This window comes from Microvirga aerilata, from assembly GCF_016743775.1.
GTDB classification, from domain to species: Bacteria; Pseudomonadota; Alphaproteobacteria; order Rhizobiales; family Beijerinckiaceae; genus Microvirga; species Microvirga aerilata.
In genome coordinates, this window is record NZ_JAEQMY010000013.1 from 62,811 (window position 1) to 79,222 (window position 16,412).

Here is a 16,412-nt window from a genome sequence, read left to right on the forward strand (position 1 = left end):
CACCTGTAACAGGGCAGCCAAGGGAGAGGACCTATGTCGATGTTGAAGATGACCCGCAGAAACCTGATGGCGCTGGCATCCGCCGCGCTGGTTTCAGGCGCGATGGCTGGATCCGCGCAGGCTCAGGAAACGATCAAGGTTGGCGTTCTGCACTCTCTGTCCGGCACCATGGCGATCAGCGAGACCACGCTGAAGGATGTCATGCTGATGCTCATCGACGAGCAGAACAAGAAGGGCGGCTTGCTCGGCAAGAAGCTCGAGGCGGTTGTCGTCGATCCGGCTTCCAATTGGCCCCTTTTTGCCGAGAAGGCACGCGAGCTGATCGGTCAGCACAAGGTCTCCGCCGTGTTCGGCGCCTGGACCTCCGTGTCGCGCAAGTCCGTCCTGCCGGTGTTCAAGGAACTCAACAGCATCCTGTTCTACCCTGTGCAATATGAAGGCGAGGAAAGCGAGCGGAACGTGTTCTACACCGGCGCAGCGCCGAACCAGCAGGCTATTCCGGCTGTCGACTACCTCGCCAAGGAGGAGAAGGTCGAGCGGTGGGTGCTTGCCGGCACCGACTATGTCTATCCGCGCACGACCAACAAGATTCTTGAGGCTTATCTGAAGTCCCAGGGCGTGAAGTCCGAAGACATCCTGATCAACTACACGCCGTTCGGCCATGCCGATTGGCAGACCATTGTTGCCGACATCAAGAAGTTCGGCTCCGCCGGCAAGAAAACGGCTGTCGTTTCCACCATCAATGGCGACGCGAACGTCCCCTTTTACAAGGAGCTCGCCAACCAGGGCGTGAAGGCGACGGAGATCCCGGTGGTGGCCTTCTCCGTGGGCGAGGAAGAACTCGCCGGCATCGACACGAAGCCTCTCGTCGGCCATCTGGCCGCTTGGAACTACTTCCAGTCCGTCGAGACGCCTGACAACAAGGCCTTCATCGCCAAGTGGAAGGCCTTCACCAAGAACGAGAAGCGCGTCACCAACGATCCTATGGAAGCCCACGTCATCGGCTTCAACATGTGGGTGAAGGCGGTCGAGAAGGCCGGCACCACGGATCCCGACCAGGTGATCGACTTCATCGTCGGCATCGAGGTTCCGAACCTGACGGGCGGCGTTTCCAAGATGCTCCCCAATCACCACATCACGAAACCTGTTCTCATCGGCGAGATCAAGGAAGACGGTCAGTTCGATACGGTCTGGCAGACGGACGGTCTCGTTTCCGGTGAGGCCTGGTCCAAGTACCTCGAAGGCTCGAAGGACCTGATTGCCGACTGGAAGGACCTCAAGTGCGGCAACTACAACACCGTCACGAAGAAGTGCGGCGCGTGATCGTCTGAACCTGAAGAGGGCGGCCTTGCCGCCGCCCTCGACATCCCTCTGTTCGAAGTTCATTTGATGACCAGCTTGCGCAGCATCCTGCAGGCCTTTGTCCTGCTGATCGGCATGGCATCCGCCGCCATGGCGGGGCCTTATGAAGATGCGCTGCCGAAGTTTGCAGCCGACAGCTATGCCGATACCGAGGCGGCTGTCAGCGGCGTTGCGGGCAGCGGGCACCCTCTTGCGTTGAATGTCGTCGAGGCGCTGCGTGACGGACGCCTTCTTGTCGCGGCAGGCCGGGTCTATCTCCGCGACGTTTCCGGCCGGCTCATCGATGCCGCGACCGGCGGTGCGGTGGAGCCTGCCGCCGGCCTCAAGCCCGTCCGGGTCAACAACCGTGTCCGCCGCGCGATCGAGGCCGCCCTCGGCGGCATGACCCTTCTCAGCCCCGATGCGGGAGCGCGCCTCGAGGCGGCTCGTGCCGTGTTCCGCTCCCGTGATGCGGCGGCGCTGCCTGTTCTCGAGAAGGCTATCGCGCAGGAGAGCGCCGTCGCCGTGCGGGATGCCCTCGAGGGTGCACGCGCGGCCATTCTCCTCAGCAGGCCCGATGCATCCTCATCGGAGAGGCTGGCGGCGATCGAGACCCTGCACATCCGTGGCGATCAGGACGCATTGGCCCTGCTGACCACGTTGCCGCCCGGCGCGCCTTCCGACATCGCGGAGGCGGCCAGCAAGGCTGCAGACGGCATACGTACACGTCTTGCTCTGTGGAACGCAGTCCAGAACGTCTGGTACGGCTTGTCTCTGGGCTCGGTTCTGCTGCTTGCCGCCATTGGACTTGCCATCACCTTTGGCACGATGGGCGTCATCAACATGGCTCATGGCGAGATGGTTATGATCGGCGCCTATACGACGTTCCTGGTGCAGGAACTCATCCGCACCCATGCTCCTGGCCTGTTCGGAGCCTCGCTCTTCATTGCCCTGCCGCTCGCCTTCCTGGTCGCAGGCGCAATCGGCATTCTCATCGAGCGCACGGTCATCCGCTTCCTGTATGGGCGGCCTCTCGAGACCTTGCTTGCGACCTGGGGTCTGTCCCTCATTCTACAGCAGGGTGTGCGCACGATCTTCGGCCCTACGAACCGCGAGGTGGGAACGCCCGGCTGGATGAGCGGCGCTTTGGACGTCGCGGGCTTGAGCCTCACCTATAACCGCATCACCATCGTCGTCTTCGCCTTTCTGGTCTTCTCTGCCCTGCTTGGCGTGCTGCGGTATACGTCCCTTGGCCTCTATGTCCGCGCCGTTACACAAAACCGGCGCATGGCAGGCTCCATGGGCATTCGCACCAGCCGCATCGATGCACTGGCCTTCGGACTTGGGTCTGGTGTCGCCGGCATCGCAGGCGTCGCCCTCTCGCAGATCGACAATGTCAGCCCCAATCTCGGGCAGGGCTACATCATCGACAGCTTCATGGTGGTCGTGTTCGGCGGCGTCGGAAACCTCTGGGGCACGCTGGTGGGCGCCATGACGCTTGGCATCGCCAACAAACTGCTTGAACCCTATGCAGGCGCCGTTCTGGGCAAGATCCTGCTCCTCGTAGCGATCATCCTGTTCATTCAAAGACGTCCGCGCGGGCTCTTCGCGCTGAAAGGAAGAGCGGTCGAAGCATGACGAACCAACCTCTGCTTGACCGGCAAAGCATCGTCGTTCTGGCGCTGCTCGCCGCCGTGGCCATCCTGGTGCCCGCCTTGAACATTCTTGCTGCGCCGGGCTCGGTGCTCCACGTGTCCGATCATCTGGTGCCATTGTTCGGCAAGTACATCTGCTTTGCCCTGTTGGCGCTGTCGGTGGACCTGATCTGGGGCTTCTGCGGCATCCTTTCTCTCGGTCACGGAGCCTTCTTTGCGTTGGGGGGCTATGCCATGGGCATGTACCTCATGCGTCAGATCGGGCCGCGCGGCGTTTATTCCGACCCGGTCCTTCCGGACTTCATGGTGTTCCTGAACTGGAAGGAGCTGCCCTGGTTTTGGCACGGCTTCGACTGGCTCCCCCTTGCGGCTCTCATGGTGCTGCTCGTGCCTGGTGCTTTGGCGTTCATCTTCGGCTGGTTTGCTTTCCGCTCCCGGGTCACCGGCGTCTATCTTTCCATCATCACACAAGCCATGACCTTCGCGCTGATGCTGGCCTTCTTTCGCAACGATATGGGCTTTGGCGGCAACAACGGACTTACCGATTTCAAGGACATCCTGGGCTTCCCCCTTCAGGCTGCATCGACCCGGATCGGTCTCTTCGTTCTCTCTGTCGCGGCGCTTGCAGGCGGATATCTGCTCTGCCGCTGGGTGGTGAGCTCAAAATTCGGCAAGGTGCTGGTGGCGGTGCGCGATGCCGAGAGCCGCACCCGGTTTCTCGGCTACCGCGTCGAGCACTACAAGCTGGCCGTCTTCACCCTCTCGGCCATGCTCGCCGGCGTGGCGGGTGCGCTCTACGTGCCGCAAGTCGGCATCATCAACCCGAGCGAGTTCGCGCCTGCCAACTCCATCGAAGTGGTGATCTGGGTTGCCGTTGGCGGTCGTGGAACCTTGGCCGGCGCCATACTCGGGGCGCTGGTGGTCAACGCCGGCAAGACATGGTTCACAGGTGTTCTGCCCGAGTTCTGGCTCTTTGCACTGGGCGGTCTCTTCGTCTTCGTCACGCTTCTCATGCCTCGCGGCATCCTCGGGGCTGCCAAGGATATCTGGGAGCGTTCAGGCCGGCGGCTTCGGCCAGCCCGCGTGCCTGAAGCCACTGCACAGGCGGCGGAGTAAGCCATGACAGCACCTGTAACCCCAGCGCTGCTCTACCTCGACAACGTCTCCGTTTCGTTCGATGGATTTCGGGCGTTGAACGCCCTGTCGCTTGCCATAGACCATGCCGAGATGCGCGCCATCATCGGCCCGAACGGAGCCGGCAAGACCACGATGATGGACGTGATCACCGGCAAGACGCGCCCCAACGAAGGGATCGCCCTGTTCGAAGGCTCGCATGATCTGACCGCCCTCGATGAGGCCGCCATCGCCGAACTCGGCATCGGGCGAAAATTCCAGACGCCGACCGTATTCGAGATGCATTCCGTCGAGGACAACCTGCTCCTGGCCTTGAAGGAGAAGCGCTCCCCCTTCGCAACCCTGCTTTCGCGGCGCACGGCGCAGGAGCGGGAGAGGGTCGACGCTCTTCTGGAGCGGGTGCGCCTCACGAGTTCCCGGCACCGAAAGGCCGGGGAGCTGTCTCACGGGCAAAAGCAGTGGCTGGAGATCGGAATGCTCTTGGCCCAGCAGCCCAAGCTCCTGCTCATCGACGAGCCGGCGGCAGGCATGACGGACCAGGAAACAGCCGATACGGCAGATCTTCTCCGGGATATCGCCAGAACGCAGTCGGTTGTTGTGGTGGAGCATGACATGACCTTCGTGCGCGATCTCGGCGTGAAAGTGACATGCCTTCATGAGGGCTCGGTGCTCGCCGAGGGTTCCCTCGATGCTGTCAGCGCCAACGAGCGCGTGGTTGAGGTCTATCTGGGGCGATGACGATGCTTTCGGTCGAAAACCTGTCTCTACACTACGGCGCGGCTCAGGCCCTGCGAGGTGTCTCCGTGGCCGCATTGACAGGCGAGGTCACATGCGTGCTCGGGCGGAACGGGGTCGGCAAGACATCTCTTCTGCGGGCAGTTGCGGGACACAGGCCGATCTCCGGCGGCAGCATCCTGTTCGACGGCCAGGATATCGCACGGTTGAAACCCTTCGAGCGAGCAGCGCTCGGGATCGCCTATGTGCCTCAGGGGCGAGAGATCTTCCCGCTCCTGACCGTCCGGGAAAATCTGGAGACCGGGTTTGCACCTTTGAGGCGCGGCGAGCGAAGAATACCGGACGAGGTGTTCGAGCTTTTTCCAGTTCTGAAGTCCATGCTGGGGCGGCGCGGTGGTGATCTGTCGGGCGGGCAGCAGCAGCAGCTTGCCATCGGACGCGCCCTCGTGACGCGCCCGCGTCTTCTCGTGCTCGACGAGCCCACCGAGGGCATTCAGCCATCCATCATCAAGGATATTGGCCGAGCCATCGCTTACTTGCGTGAACGCAAGAGCATGGCGATCCTTCTGGTCGAGCAGTATTTCGACTTTGCGCGCGAACTGGCCGACCGGTTCGTGGTGATGGAGCGCGGCGAAATCGTACAGCACGGCAACCGCTCGGCGCTTGAGGGGGACGATGTACGTCAACGCTTGGCCCTTTGAAGGCGTCCCCGGATCTATCGTTCCAGAGCGCCAGCGCGCCATCGGCCGCGTTGCCTTCAGCGCAGCGGGGTTGAACGGTCGCACCCGCCCGATGCGGATCGAAGAGAGCGGATCCATGAGGATCAGGCTCCCGAAAGGCGAGGGGCGGGGGCTGGACGGGGTCCTCGTCAACACGGCCGGAGGCATTGCCTGCGGTGATCGCTTTTCTGTGGAGATCGAGGCTCAGGCGGGCGCCTCCGTGACGGTTACGACACCTGCCGCCGAGAAGGTCTACCGCTCGGACGGGCCCGTGGCGGAGCTCTCCGTCGGGCTGGTCTTGGGTGCTGGAGCGAGGCTCGATTGGCTGCCGCAGGAGACGATCCTGTTCGATAGGGCGCGGCTCGCGCGGCGGCTGGATGCGTCCATGCCCGGGGATGCGAGCCTGACCCTGTTCGAGGCCGTTGTGTTCGGACGCGAGGCCCGAAGCGAGCATATCACGCATGGCCTGTTCGAGGATCGCTGGCGCATCAGGCGCGGGCAGCGTCTCGTCTATGCGGACACGTTGCGTCTCGATGGCCCGATCGCAGATCTGCTGCAGAAGCCAAGCGTCGGAAAGGGGGCTCGCGCCCTCGCGACGATGATCCATGTAGCGCCGGATGCCGAAGCGCGTCTCGAACCTGTGCGCGCGCATCTGCCATCCGGCAACGGCTGCGATGCTGCTGCAAGTGCCTGGAACGGGCTTCTGGCCGTGCGCTTCTGTGCCGAGACGATCGGCGCCTTGCGCGCTGCTGCCCTCCCGTTCCTCCTCGCCTTTCGCGGCGAACCCCTGCCTCGTGTCTGGCTCAGCTAGGGTCGAACCATGCAACTCACACCACGTGAAAAAGACAAGCTCCTGATCTCCATGGCAGCCATGGTGGCGCGCCGGCGCCTGGAGCGCGGCGTAAAGCTCAACCACCCGGAGGCCATTGCGCTGATTATCGACACCGTGGTAGAGGGCGCGCGCGACGGGCGCTCCGTTGCCGAGCTGATGGAGGCAGGTGCCCATGTGATCGGCGCCGATCAGGTGATGGAAGGCGTGGCCGAGATGATCCATGACGTGCAGGTGGAGGCCACCTTTCCAGACGGGACCAAGCTCGTCACCGTTCATCATCCGATCCGCGGCGCCGCATCCAAGGATGTGCCGGGCGAGGTCATCGCTCAGGAGGGCGAGATCCTCTTCAACGAGGGCGCCGAGCGCACGGTCGTAACTGTCGCCAACACGGGCGACAGGCCCATTCAGGTCGGCAGCCATTACCACTTCTTCGAAACCAACCCGGCCCTTTCGTTCGACCGCGGAAAGGCACGCGGCATGCGCCTCGACATCGCTCCCGGAACGGCCGTGCGCTTCGAGCCCGGCTCCACCCGCGAGGTTGTCCTGGTGCCGTTGTCGGGCAAGCGCCAGGTTTACGGTTTCCGCCAAGGCGTGATGGGAGCGCTCTGATGTCGAATGGAAGAAAGCCTGCCTCTCTCCCGCGCGCCGGCTACGCGGACATGTTCGGCCCGACCAAGGGGGATCGGATTCGCCTGGCCGATACGTCCCTCGTGATCGAGGTGGAGCGGGACTTCACCACCTATGGCGAAGAGGTGAAGTTCGGCGGCGGCAAGGTCATCCGTGACGGCATGGGACAAAGCCAGGCGACCCGGGCCGAGGGCGCCGTCGATACGGTCATCACCAACGCGGTGATCCTAGACCACTGGGGAGTCGTGAAGGCCGATATCGGCATCAAGGGCGGGCTGATCGCAGGCATCGGCAAGGCCGGCAACCCGGACGTGCAGCCGAATGTGGATATCATCATCGGCCCCGGCACGGAGATCGTCGCCGGTGAGGGCAAGATCATCACCGCCGGCGGCTTCGACTCCCACATCCACTTCATCTGCCCGCAGCAGATCGAAGAGGCGCTCATGTCCGGCATCACCACGATGCTCGGCGGCGGGACGGGACCGGCCACCGGAACCTTCGCCACCACCTGCACGCCCGGCCCATGGCACATCGCCCGCATGATCGAGGCGGCGGATGCCTTTCCCATGAATCTGGCCTTCACCGGCAAGGGCAATGCCTCGAAACCAGGGGCTCTGGAGGAGATGATCCAGGCAGGAGCCTGCGCGCTCAAGCTCCATGAGGACTGGGGCACGACCCCTGCCGCCATCGACTGCTGCCTATCGGTAGCCGATGCCTACGACGTGCAGGTGATGATCCACACCGACACGCTGAACGAGTCCGGTTTCGTGGAAGACACGATCGCCGCCTTCAAGGGCCGCACGATCCACGCCTTCCACACGGAAGGCGCCGGGGGCGGGCATGCTCCCGACATCATCAAGGTGGCAGGGCTTCCCAACGTGCTGCCATCCTCCACCAATCCGACGCGGCCCTACACGGTGAACACCATCGACGAGCATCTCGACATGCTCATGGTGTGCCACCATCTTTCGCCGTCGATCCCTGAAGATCTTGCCTTCGCCGAGAGCCGCATCCGCAAGGAGACCATAGCGGCGGAGGATATCCTGCACGATATCGGCGCGCTCTCGATGATGTCCTCCGACAGCCAGGCCATGGGCCGCGTGGGAGAGGTCATCATCCGCACCTGGCAGACGGCGCACAAGATGAAGGTTCAGCGCGGTTCGCTGCCTGGCGAGACGGGAAACAACGACAACTTCCGCGCGCGCCGCTATATAGCAAAATACACCATCAACCCGGCCATCGCCCATGGAGTCTCGAAGCACATCGGTTCGGTGGAGGCCGGAAAGCTCGCCGATCTTGTCGTCTGGACGCCGGCTTTCTTTGGCGTGAAGCCGGATCTCGTCATCAAGGGCGGGGCTATCGCTGCGGCCCTGATGGGCGATCCGAACGCTTCGATCCCCACGCCTCAACCTGTGCACTACCGGCCGATGTTCGGCGCCTACGGGCGGGCGCTGGCCGCCACCTCGCTCACATTCGTGTCGAAGGTGGCCGCTGAGAATGGGCTTGCGGCGCAGCTGGGGGTTCAGAAGCAACTCGTCGCGGTCGAGAACGTGCGCGGCGGCATCGGCAAGAGGGACATGGTCTTGAACGACGCGACACCTTTCATCGAGGTCGATCCCGAAACCTATGACGTTCGCGCCGACGGCGAACTGCTGGTTTGCGAACCGGCGAGGATCCTTCCCATGGCTCAACGCTACTTCCTGTTCTAGCATGATCCGCGCCACATCCATCATCCGCCGCAATGCCGTCGAGCAGGACCGCATCGTCGACGTCATCACGCTCGATCATGGCGACCGCCACCGCCGCCGCATCATGCTCCATGCCGATGGCGGCACGGCCTTCCTGCTCGATCTCGACAGAGCCGATGTTCTGGAGGATGGCGACGCCATCCGGCTGGAAACCGGATGGCTCGTCGAGGTGAGGGCTGCCCCCGAGCGACTGGTCGAGATCAGGACGGAGATGCCTCTCGACCTCCTGACCCTCGCCTGGCATATCGGCAACCGGCATGTTCCGGCCGAAATTACGCCTGGTGCGATCTACATCGCGTACGATCACGTTCTGGTCGATATGCTTGAAGGATTGGGAGCCAAGGTTGCTGTCGTGGAGCGCCCGTTTCGTCCCGTGCGAGGCGCCTACCATCACCACGAGCATGGGGCTCATGCGGCGCATCATCATGGCCATGCCCATGGATGAGGCTTGGCCCAATGCGCCTGAACGGGCAGCGGAGACTTCGGTCCTGCCCCTGTTCGCTTGGCTCTCGTCTTCCTATCCTGTGGGCTGCTATGCCTATTCCCATACCCTCGAATGGGCCGTGGAGGCCGGCGACGTTTTCAACGAGGAAACGCTCGTCACCTGGCTGACCGATCTGTTGACCCTGGGAGTGGGGCGCAACGATGCCATTCTCCTGAGCCACGCCTATCGGGCCGTGGAAGCGGGGAACAGCACGGCCCTCGAGGCCACGAACGAGCTGGCTCTTGCGTTGTCGCCGTCTGCGGAACTCTATCTCGAAACAAGCCAGCAGGGGCGCAGCTTTCTCGACGCCACGCTCGCTGCTTGGCCTTCGCCGCGGCTCTTGTCCCTTGAAGGCGATGTTGCCTTTCCGGTCGCCATAGGCATGGCGGCGGCGGCGCATGCGATTTCGTTGCCGGTCACATCGGAAGCCTACCTGTTCGGGCTTGTGCAAACCCTGGTCTCCGCCGCTATCCGGCTTGCACCCATTGGGCAGACCACCGGCATTCGTGTGACGGCGTCTCTGGCCCGAACCGTGCAGCAGGTCGCACGGCAAGCCCTTGTTCTGTCGCTCGATGATATCGGCGGCTCGACCTTTCGAGCTGATCTCGGCTCGTTCCATCACGAAAACCAATACACGAGGCTTTTCCGATCATGATCTCACATACGGGACCCCTCCGGGTCGGCATCGGCGGGCCGGTCGGCTCAGGCAAGACGGCACTGATGGAGGCGCTCTGCAAGACGTTCCGCGAGCGCTACGACATCTGCGCCATCACCAACGACATCTACACCAAGGAGGACGCACGTCTTCTGACGGTCGCCGGCGCGTTGCCGGTGGAGCGGATCATGGGGGTCGAGACCGGCGGATGCCCGCATACGGCGATCCGCGAGGACGCGTCCATCAACCTCGCGGCCATAGCCACCATGCGCAAGCGCTTTCCCGCGCTGGACATCGTGCTGGTGGAATCCGGCGGTGACAATCTGGCCGCAACCTTCTCGCCGGAACTCGCAGATCTGACCATCTACGTCATCGACGTGGCCGGCGGCGAGAAAATCCCGCGCAAGGGCGGACCTGGCATCACCCGCTCGGATCTTCTCGTGGTGAACAAGATCGATCTCGCTCCCTATGTGGGCGCCGATCTCGGCATCATGGAAGCGGATACGAAGCGCATGCGCGGGCAACGCCCCTATGTATTCAGCAACATCCGCGATGGCGTCGGCGTGGATGCTGTCGCGAAATTCATCGAACAATCCGGCGGCCTAGCCGCTGCTGCGTAAGGGGAGTCTTCATGATGATCAGGCGTTCTATTTTTGCGGCCATCCTGCTTGCAGTCACGACACCCGCTCTCGCTCACGTAGGCGAGCATGCTGTTTCGGGCTTTTCCTCAGGTTTCCTGCATCCTTTCGGAGGGATCGATCACACGCTGGCTATGCTGGCTGTCGGCCTCTTTGCCGCGTTGCTGAGCGGGCGGGCGCTATGGGCTTTACCGGTGAGCTTCATTGCCATGATGCTGATGGGTGGAGGGTTAGGCCTGCTCGAGGCTGAGCTTCCTGCCGTCGAGAGTGGCATCGCCGCCTCCGTCATCATCCTCGGCGTTGTTGTCGCCTTGGGCTGGCGGTGGCCGGTCAGCGCAGCAATGGTGCTCGTGGGTGCTTTCGCCGTATTCCATGGCTATGCCCACGGCGCCGAAATTCCGGCAGACGCTGATGGGGTCGCTTATGGGGCAGGCTTTTCTCTCGCGAGCATGACGCTTCATGGGGCCGGCATCGCGGCTGGCGTGGTCGCGCTGAATAGAACGATCGTCGTCCGTCTTGCCGGCGCCGGCATTGCAGCAACCGGGTTCATTCTCGCTTTAAGCTAGAGACTGGGATGCTCCTTGCTGTTCACCATCCGGGTGCTTCCGGTTCAAGCGCTCGGTCCGACGTCTTGGCGTATCGAACGAGACTCTTGTGAATGACTGTGCCGCAGTCGTTGCTGCGGCCTGCTAGACCTATCGAGAAGCCCTTGGCTGCACAATGCAGCCAAGGGCCTTGAAGGTCAGCACCTATGTGGCTTTAGCGCTTTCCGCCGCTATTGCCGCCATTGCCGTTGCCGCCGCCATTGCCGCCGTTGCCGTTGCCGCCACCGTTGCCGCCGCCATTTCCGGCGGGGCCGTCCTGATCGCTGCCGTCGCCATTGTTGGATCCACCAGGGTTGGACGAGTCGTTGCCATCGGCGTCGTTGCCATGGCCGTTGTTGCCGCGACCACCGCCGTTGCCATTGCCATGCCCATTCCCGTGGCCGCCACCATTGCCTCCGCCGTTGCCGGCAGGACCATCCGCGTCGCTGCCGTCACCGTTATTGGAGCCGCCAGGGTTGGAGGAATCGTTGCCATCGGGGTCGTTGCCATGGCCGTTGTTGCCATGGCCGCCACCGTTGCCATTACCATTGCCGTTGCCGACGCCGCCACCGTTACCGCCGCTGCCACCGGTGCCGCCGCCGCCGGTTCCGCCACCGGTGCCGCCGCCGGTTCCGCCATTGCCTCCGCTTCCACCGGTGCCGCCGTTGCCTCCGCTTCCGCCGTTGCCGCCGCTGCCACCAGTTCCGCCGTTACCTCCGGTGCCGCCATCGCTGCCCGTTCCGCCGGTGCCACCTGTGGAGCCATCGCCGGTGGACCCACCGGTGCTGCCGCCGGTTCCGCCGGTGCTGCCGCCGGTTCCGCTGTCTGCAACGGCGCCGCCACGGCCGGGGCTTCCCGCACCGCCATTGACGTTTCCAGCGCCACCACGGCCCGGACCTGCCGTTCCAGGGCCGGCGATCGGACCGGAATTAATGGTGGGGCGGCCAGTGATCGAGCCGGTCACGGCGTCGCTCTGATCGCGATCGTTCAGGCGATCCATCCTGCGGAGAGCCTGAGGGCGGATAGCGCAGCGGCAGACTTCCTGACCCTGAACCACCCGCAGGCGGCAGTTGTGATACATGGATGCGTCGGCAACTGCCGGCACACATTGTTGAGCCGACCGCATGACCTGAGCATACGATGGGGTCGACAGAGCGAGGAACAAGGCTGCGCCAGACAAAGCGAGAGCGTGCGAACGCTTCATGATGTTCACCTACATAAGAGCCAATTCTGATGAGAAGCCGCGTCGAGGCGACTTGCTTGGCTAGAAGACGCATGTGTAGGAATAACGTTCCGGTATATAGGTAAAAAACTCTTCTGTTGAGAATGGGAACTTTGTTGAGGCTTTTGCTATGCAATGGCCAAGCTAATGCTCAAGTTATTATATATAGTTGAACAAGCCGGGGCATAGACTTCACTACAGAGGGTGAGCCGGCAGAACTACTTCAGATTACTGTCTTACGCCCGGTGGCTGGATGTGTCTGTCCAAGCTGCACGGCTAAGGGCCGTAGGAATATTGGCACGCGGCACTGCGCCGGAGCTTTTATCGGGAGGTGCGGGTCTCTCGCGGAAAATGTCTTACCGCTCCACTCCATAAGCCTCTGCCATGAGGCGGATATCCGCCAGCTTCCCCAAGAGAGCCGACCAATCATCGCTGCCCGCGATGGGAGCCCAGAGCGCCTCTACTTCCTCGATCAGCATTGTGCAGGGCTCCGTACGGGAGAAGTAGGGGTGATCCAGACGCATCTGGGGTGCCGCCGCAAAATCCTCGAGACAGGCGCGGACCGGCTCGAATGCCGCTTGGGCGTACAGGCCCGCCGAGGGGCTTTGCCCGGCCCGTTCGAGGCTTGCAAGGCCGCCATACCAGTCGAAGAAGGTCTGCTCGAAGGGCGCTTTGGTTTCATGCAGGAAAGTCCATAAAGCCTTTGCCAAGGCACCATCCTGCTCAAAGCCCCTCGATTGGAGCCCAAGACGGCGGAGAATTGCGCCTGCGAATTCCCGGTGAAGCGCAGGCTCGAAGGCGGCGAGCGCCTGCTCCAGGCTGCTCTGCTCGGCGAGGGGCAGAAGACATTCCGCCAAGCGGAACAGGTTCCACAGGAGCGTATCTGGCTGACGCCCAAAGGCATAAAGCCCTGTCTCGTCGAAATAGGCTGCCGTGAAGGCCGGATCGTAAACGGGCAGGAAGCGCCACGGGCCGTAATCGAAGCTCTCGCCCGTGACGTTGATGTTGTCGGTGTTGAGGACGCCGTGCACGAAGCCTGCCGTCATCCATTGCGCGCCCATGCGGGCGACGCGCCGGCAGACTTCCTCAAGGAATGCCGCCGCGCGTGCGGCCTCGTCCTCACGCCAGGCCTCCGGCATATAGGTTCGAATCGTATAATCGAGCAGCTTACGGATGTTGTCCTTGTCATCGAGATACAGAAGACGCTGAAAAGTGCCGATGCGGATGTGGGAGTGGCTGAGGCGAACCAGGACCGATGAGCGCGTGGGGGAGGGCTCATCGCCCCTGTCGAGCTCCTCGCCCGTTTCGATCAGGCTGAAGGTTTTGGACGTTTCGACACCGAGAGCCTCAAGCATCTCGGTGGCGAGGATCTCCCGCATGCCGCCCTTCAGCGTCAGACGCCCGTCGGCCCGACGGGACCATGGTGTTTGCCCGCTGCCCTTGGTGCCGAGATCGAGAAGCCTGCCGTCCTCGACGTCCTGGAGCTGCGCAAAGAGGAAGCCTCGGCCATCGCCCAAATGCGGGTTGTAGGTTCGGAACTGATGTCCGTGGTAGCGCAGGGCAAGCGGTTGCTCGAAGCTCCCGGCAAGGGGCGTGAACCGGCCGAAATGCTCGATCCATTCCTCATCCGTCAGAGAGCCAAGGCCAACTCTTTCGGCCCAGTAATGGTTGCGGTAGCGCAGGATGTGCTCCGGGAACTTCGCCGGTTGAACGGCATCGTAGAAATCCGGTCCGAGTTCCTGGTGACGGGTCGCGGCACGATAGGCGGTGGAATAGGGCATCGAACAAATCCCGTGGCTCCCATGTTCAATTCCAGGGAGGCTGAAATGTTCAGACACAGGCATGGCGCTGATCGGAGGCGACCGGCCTTGAACCGAACGAAGTTGATTTCAAGGCATATGAATATACAACGTTTCGGCAGCGGGTGAGCCGGGCTGCCGGAAGGCTTCTTCCAAAAATAATTTGTGGCCAAGGTCCTGTGGAAAAACTCTGATATTTCCTGGCGTTCTCATTCGTTGTTCAAGCGCGCCGCCTTGGTCGATCAGTCAATCTAGTGCTTTCGTCTATTGGCTCCCGCGCAAACCTCTCTTAAGGTTTCGTGGAGCGAAGCAGACGAAGGATGGATTCATGACATCGAAGGATTTGCTGAGTCTTTGCGGCCGAATTAGCCTCGTCATGGCCGCCTTTGCCTTCATCGCCGGAATTGTTGCCGGCCCTCTCCTGCAAAAGGTCTGGTTTTCCACGCTCACCGTCACCGAGCATGGCCCTGGACATGCTCCGCTTCCGCCAAGCCCCTCGGGTGGTCTGCAAGCGGATAAGCAGAGCTAACAACTTATTTAAGATCTCCGCGTCATATCGGACCATCGCCGAAGCAAGCAGGAATTCAGCTTCTTTTCGGAAAGTGCGCGATGAGCAACGACAACATTTTAAGGGAAGAAATCCGTTACTCCCTCGGTTTCGTCCGCAGCCTGATCCATAACTATTCAGGCCTGTATTCAGGCGAGAACCTCGCTGGCGATGTTCTGCGCTATTGCGACGAGATCGTGAAGCCGGAGGAACCCAACGCCCGGTTGGAGGAGGCAAGACGCCTCGTGGAGGAACGCTGCAGGCGGCTTGCGCAGGCAGCGGACCGCTTCGCCGATCGGGACCCCGCCGCGATTGCAGCATCGCGGGTCAAAGCAGACGCCGCAATCGATATGCTCCAGGATGCCGTCTTCGAATGGCGCAGGTCCCGCAGGCCTATGTCATCCTCCGGACGAATGCTGCGCAGGAAGAGCCTTTGAGGCTAACGCGGCCCTACAACCCGAGAAGCCTCACAAGCGCTTCGGCTTAGTCGAGGAGGTCGCGGGCACGTCGACCATCTGCGGCTCGGGTGCAGGGTCGCTCTTCGGCAGGTCGAGCCCATAAACGTCGTCGCGAAAATGCACCGTGCCGTCCGCCGTGGCATATCCGGTCAGATAGATCCAAGCGACGGGCACAGGCCGGTCAAGACGGATGTCCTGACGGGTCGTGCTGGCGATGGCGGCGTCGATTCCCGCTCGCGTCCAGGCGCCCGACTGCCCTTTCGTTCCACGGAGCAGCCATTCCGCGAAGTCGCCGACATCGGCGACCCGCACACAGCCTGAGGAATGGAAGCGTGCGTCCTGAGCGAACAGCTGTTTCTTGGGCGTGTCGTGCATGTAGACCGCATGCTTGTTCGGCATGTCGATGCGGATCTGTCCAAGCGAGTTGATCGCGCCGGGGTCCTGGCGCAGGGTGTAGTTGACGGCGCTTTGGGTCGACCAGTCCAGCGTCTTGGGATCCACCTCCTGACCTTTGGCGTCCAAGATCCGAATCTTCATCTTCTCCAGATAAGCCGGATCCTTCCGCACGTGAGGGATGATGTCCTTCTTGATCAGCGAGACCGGAACGGTCCATGTCGGGTTGAGATTGACGGCCGTCACACGGGTTTCGACGGCAGGAGAGGGACGGTCCGCCTTGCCTGCGACCGCAACATAGCGTCGGGCCACTTGTCCGGCTTCGACCGCTTCGACGGCCGCGGACGGGATGTTCACGACGACGTAGCGCTCCCCGAAGGAGAATGTGGAGCCTGCCAGCCGCTGAGCCGAGGCGGTGAGCTGGCGGTGGCGCGTGAGTGCGGGAGTATTAAGCGCCTCCAGGGTTCTCGCACGCACGGCGCCGGACTCCGGCAAGCCATGGCGGGCTTGAAATCGCTTTACTGCCGCTGCCAACTCCGGGTCGAACGCTGCGCTTGCACTGGAGGTTGGGGGAAGGTCGCCTTCCATGGCGAGGCGCTGCCGAAGGCTCGTGACGAGGGGTCCCTTGTCGCCGGCCTTCAGGATTGTCCCTGCCGGCAAGGTCGGCCACCCTCCCGCTTCGGCAATGCGCTTGTACGTCCACGCCGCACGCATCGTGTTGATGAAGGTTCCTGCGTCGAGCGTTGGGCGAGGGTCCTGCGAGATGGCAACAGCAGGCGCCGCAGCAGGGGCAGGAGCAGTCTGCTCAGGACCTTTGAGCGTGGACGGGGTCGTCACTTTC

The 16,412-nt window shown here is 62.6% G+C and carries 17 protein-coding genes; 14 read left to right on the plus strand and 3 right to left on the minus strand.

What is annotated here, in order from left to right; translation table 11 throughout:
* Nucleotides 1–66 precede the first annotated feature (66 nt).
* The 12 genes from urtA (at nucleotide 67) to JKG68_RS11430 (ending at nucleotide 11,134) form a co-directional block, all read left to right on the plus strand.
* Nucleotides 67–1,323 carry an urea ABC transporter substrate-binding protein gene (urtA, locus tag JKG68_RS11375; RefSeq protein ID WP_246515348.1) on the plus strand — a complete coding sequence of 419 codons (1,257 nt, stop codon included), beginning with the start codon at nucleotides 67–69 and terminating at the stop codon, nucleotides 1,321–1,323.
* 66 nt (nucleotides 1,324–1,389) lie between these two features.
* Nucleotides 1,390–2,979 carry an urea ABC transporter permease subunit UrtB gene (urtB, locus tag JKG68_RS11380; protein WP_202059368.1) on the plus strand — a complete coding sequence of 530 codons (1,590 nt, stop codon included), beginning with the start codon at nucleotides 1,390–1,392 and terminating at the stop codon, nucleotides 2,977–2,979.
* The gene (urtC, locus tag JKG68_RS11385) at nucleotides 2,976–4,112 is read left to right on the plus strand and encodes an urea ABC transporter permease subunit UrtC (RefSeq protein WP_202059370.1); all 1,137 of its coding nucleotides are present in this window, start codon (nucleotides 2,976–2,978) and stop codon (nucleotides 4,110–4,112) included. Before urtB ends, urtC begins: the two co-directional genes overlap by 4 nt.
* Before the next feature lie 3 nt (nucleotides 4,113–4,115).
* Nucleotides 4,116–4,868 (plus strand): urea ABC transporter ATP-binding protein UrtD, encoded by a 753-nt coding sequence (gene urtD, locus JKG68_RS11390; RefSeq protein ID WP_202059372.1) that lies wholly within the window; start codon nucleotides 4,116–4,118, stop codon nucleotides 4,866–4,868.
* Nucleotides 4,869–4,870: 2 nt separating this feature from the next.
* Nucleotides 4,871–5,566, plus strand: coding sequence for an urea ABC transporter ATP-binding subunit UrtE (gene urtE, locus JKG68_RS11395; RefSeq protein WP_202059374.1), 696 nt, complete (start codon nucleotides 4,871–4,873; stop codon nucleotides 5,564–5,566).
* Entirely contained in the window at nucleotides 5,541–6,395 is an 855-nt protein-coding gene (locus JKG68_RS11400; protein WP_202059376.1) for an urease accessory protein UreD, read from the plus strand. Before urtE ends, JKG68_RS11400 begins: the two co-directional genes overlap by 26 nt.
* A 9-nt stretch (nucleotides 6,396–6,404) precedes the next feature.
* Nucleotides 6,405–7,025, plus strand: coding sequence for an urease subunit gamma (locus tag JKG68_RS11405; protein WP_202059378.1), 621 nt, complete (start codon nucleotides 6,405–6,407; stop codon nucleotides 7,023–7,025).
* Complete coding sequence (gene ureC / locus JKG68_RS11410) at nucleotides 7,025–8,752, plus strand: urease subunit alpha (RefSeq protein ID WP_202059380.1); 1,728 nt, start codon at nucleotides 7,025–7,027, stop codon at nucleotides 8,750–8,752. The genes JKG68_RS11405 and ureC overlap by 1 nt, the downstream gene beginning before the upstream one ends.
* Nucleotide 8,753: 1 nt before the next feature.
* Nucleotides 8,754–9,236 carry an urease accessory protein UreE gene (locus tag JKG68_RS11415; protein ID WP_202059382.1) on the plus strand — a complete coding sequence of 161 codons (483 nt, stop codon included), beginning with the start codon at nucleotides 8,754–8,756 and terminating at the stop codon, nucleotides 9,234–9,236.
* The gene (locus JKG68_RS11420; RefSeq protein ID WP_312890779.1) at nucleotides 9,202–9,930 is read left to right on the plus strand and encodes an urease accessory protein UreF; all 729 of its coding nucleotides are present in this window, start codon (nucleotides 9,202–9,204) and stop codon (nucleotides 9,928–9,930) included. The genes JKG68_RS11415 and JKG68_RS11420 overlap by 35 nt, the downstream gene beginning before the upstream one ends.
* Complete coding sequence (ureG, locus tag JKG68_RS11425; protein WP_376773139.1) at nucleotides 9,924–10,550, plus strand: urease accessory protein UreG; 627 nt, start codon at nucleotides 9,924–9,926, stop codon at nucleotides 10,548–10,550. Before JKG68_RS11420 ends, ureG begins: the two co-directional genes overlap by 7 nt.
* 11 nt (nucleotides 10,551–10,561) lie before the next feature.
* Nucleotides 10,562–11,134, plus strand: coding sequence for a HupE/UreJ family protein (locus JKG68_RS11430; RefSeq protein WP_246515331.1), 573 nt, complete (start codon nucleotides 10,562–10,564; stop codon nucleotides 11,132–11,134).
* 193 nt (nucleotides 11,135–11,327) lie between these two features.
* Here the strand turns inward: JKG68_RS11430 and JKG68_RS34225 are convergent, their stop codons facing one another.
* The gene (locus tag JKG68_RS34225) at nucleotides 11,328–12,356 is read right to left on the minus strand and encodes a hypothetical protein (RefSeq protein WP_202059386.1); all 1,029 of its coding nucleotides are present in this window, start codon (nucleotides 12,354–12,356) and stop codon (nucleotides 11,328–11,330) included.
* Nucleotides 12,357–12,730: 374 nt separating this feature from the next.
* Nucleotides 12,731–14,155, minus strand: a complete 1,425-nt coding sequence (locus tag JKG68_RS11440; RefSeq protein ID WP_202059388.1) for a protein adenylyltransferase SelO — start codon at nucleotides 14,153–14,155, stop codon at nucleotides 12,731–12,733.
* A 346-nt stretch (nucleotides 14,156–14,501) separates the two neighbouring features.
* On the opposite strand from JKG68_RS11440, the gene JKG68_RS11445 reads away from it, so the two are divergent.
* Both JKG68_RS11445 and JKG68_RS11450 read left to right on the plus strand, forming a co-directional pair.
* A complete protein-coding gene (locus JKG68_RS11445; protein WP_202059390.1) occupies nucleotides 14,502–14,702 on the plus strand; it encodes a hypothetical protein in 201 nt (66 codons plus the stop codon).
* Between the two features lie 80 nt (nucleotides 14,703–14,782).
* On the plus strand, nucleotides 14,783–15,157 hold the full coding sequence (locus tag JKG68_RS11450; protein WP_202059392.1) for a hypothetical protein: 375 nt from the start codon (nucleotides 14,783–14,785) through the stop codon (nucleotides 15,155–15,157).
* Between the two features lie 30 nt (nucleotides 15,158–15,187).
* Here JKG68_RS11450 and JKG68_RS11455 read toward each other — a convergent pair whose 3' ends face one another.
* Nucleotides 15,188–16,408, minus strand: coding sequence for a L,D-transpeptidase family protein (locus JKG68_RS11455; protein WP_376773138.1), 1,221 nt, complete (start codon nucleotides 16,406–16,408; stop codon nucleotides 15,188–15,190).
* Between the last annotated feature and the right edge of the window lie 4 nt (nucleotides 16,409–16,412).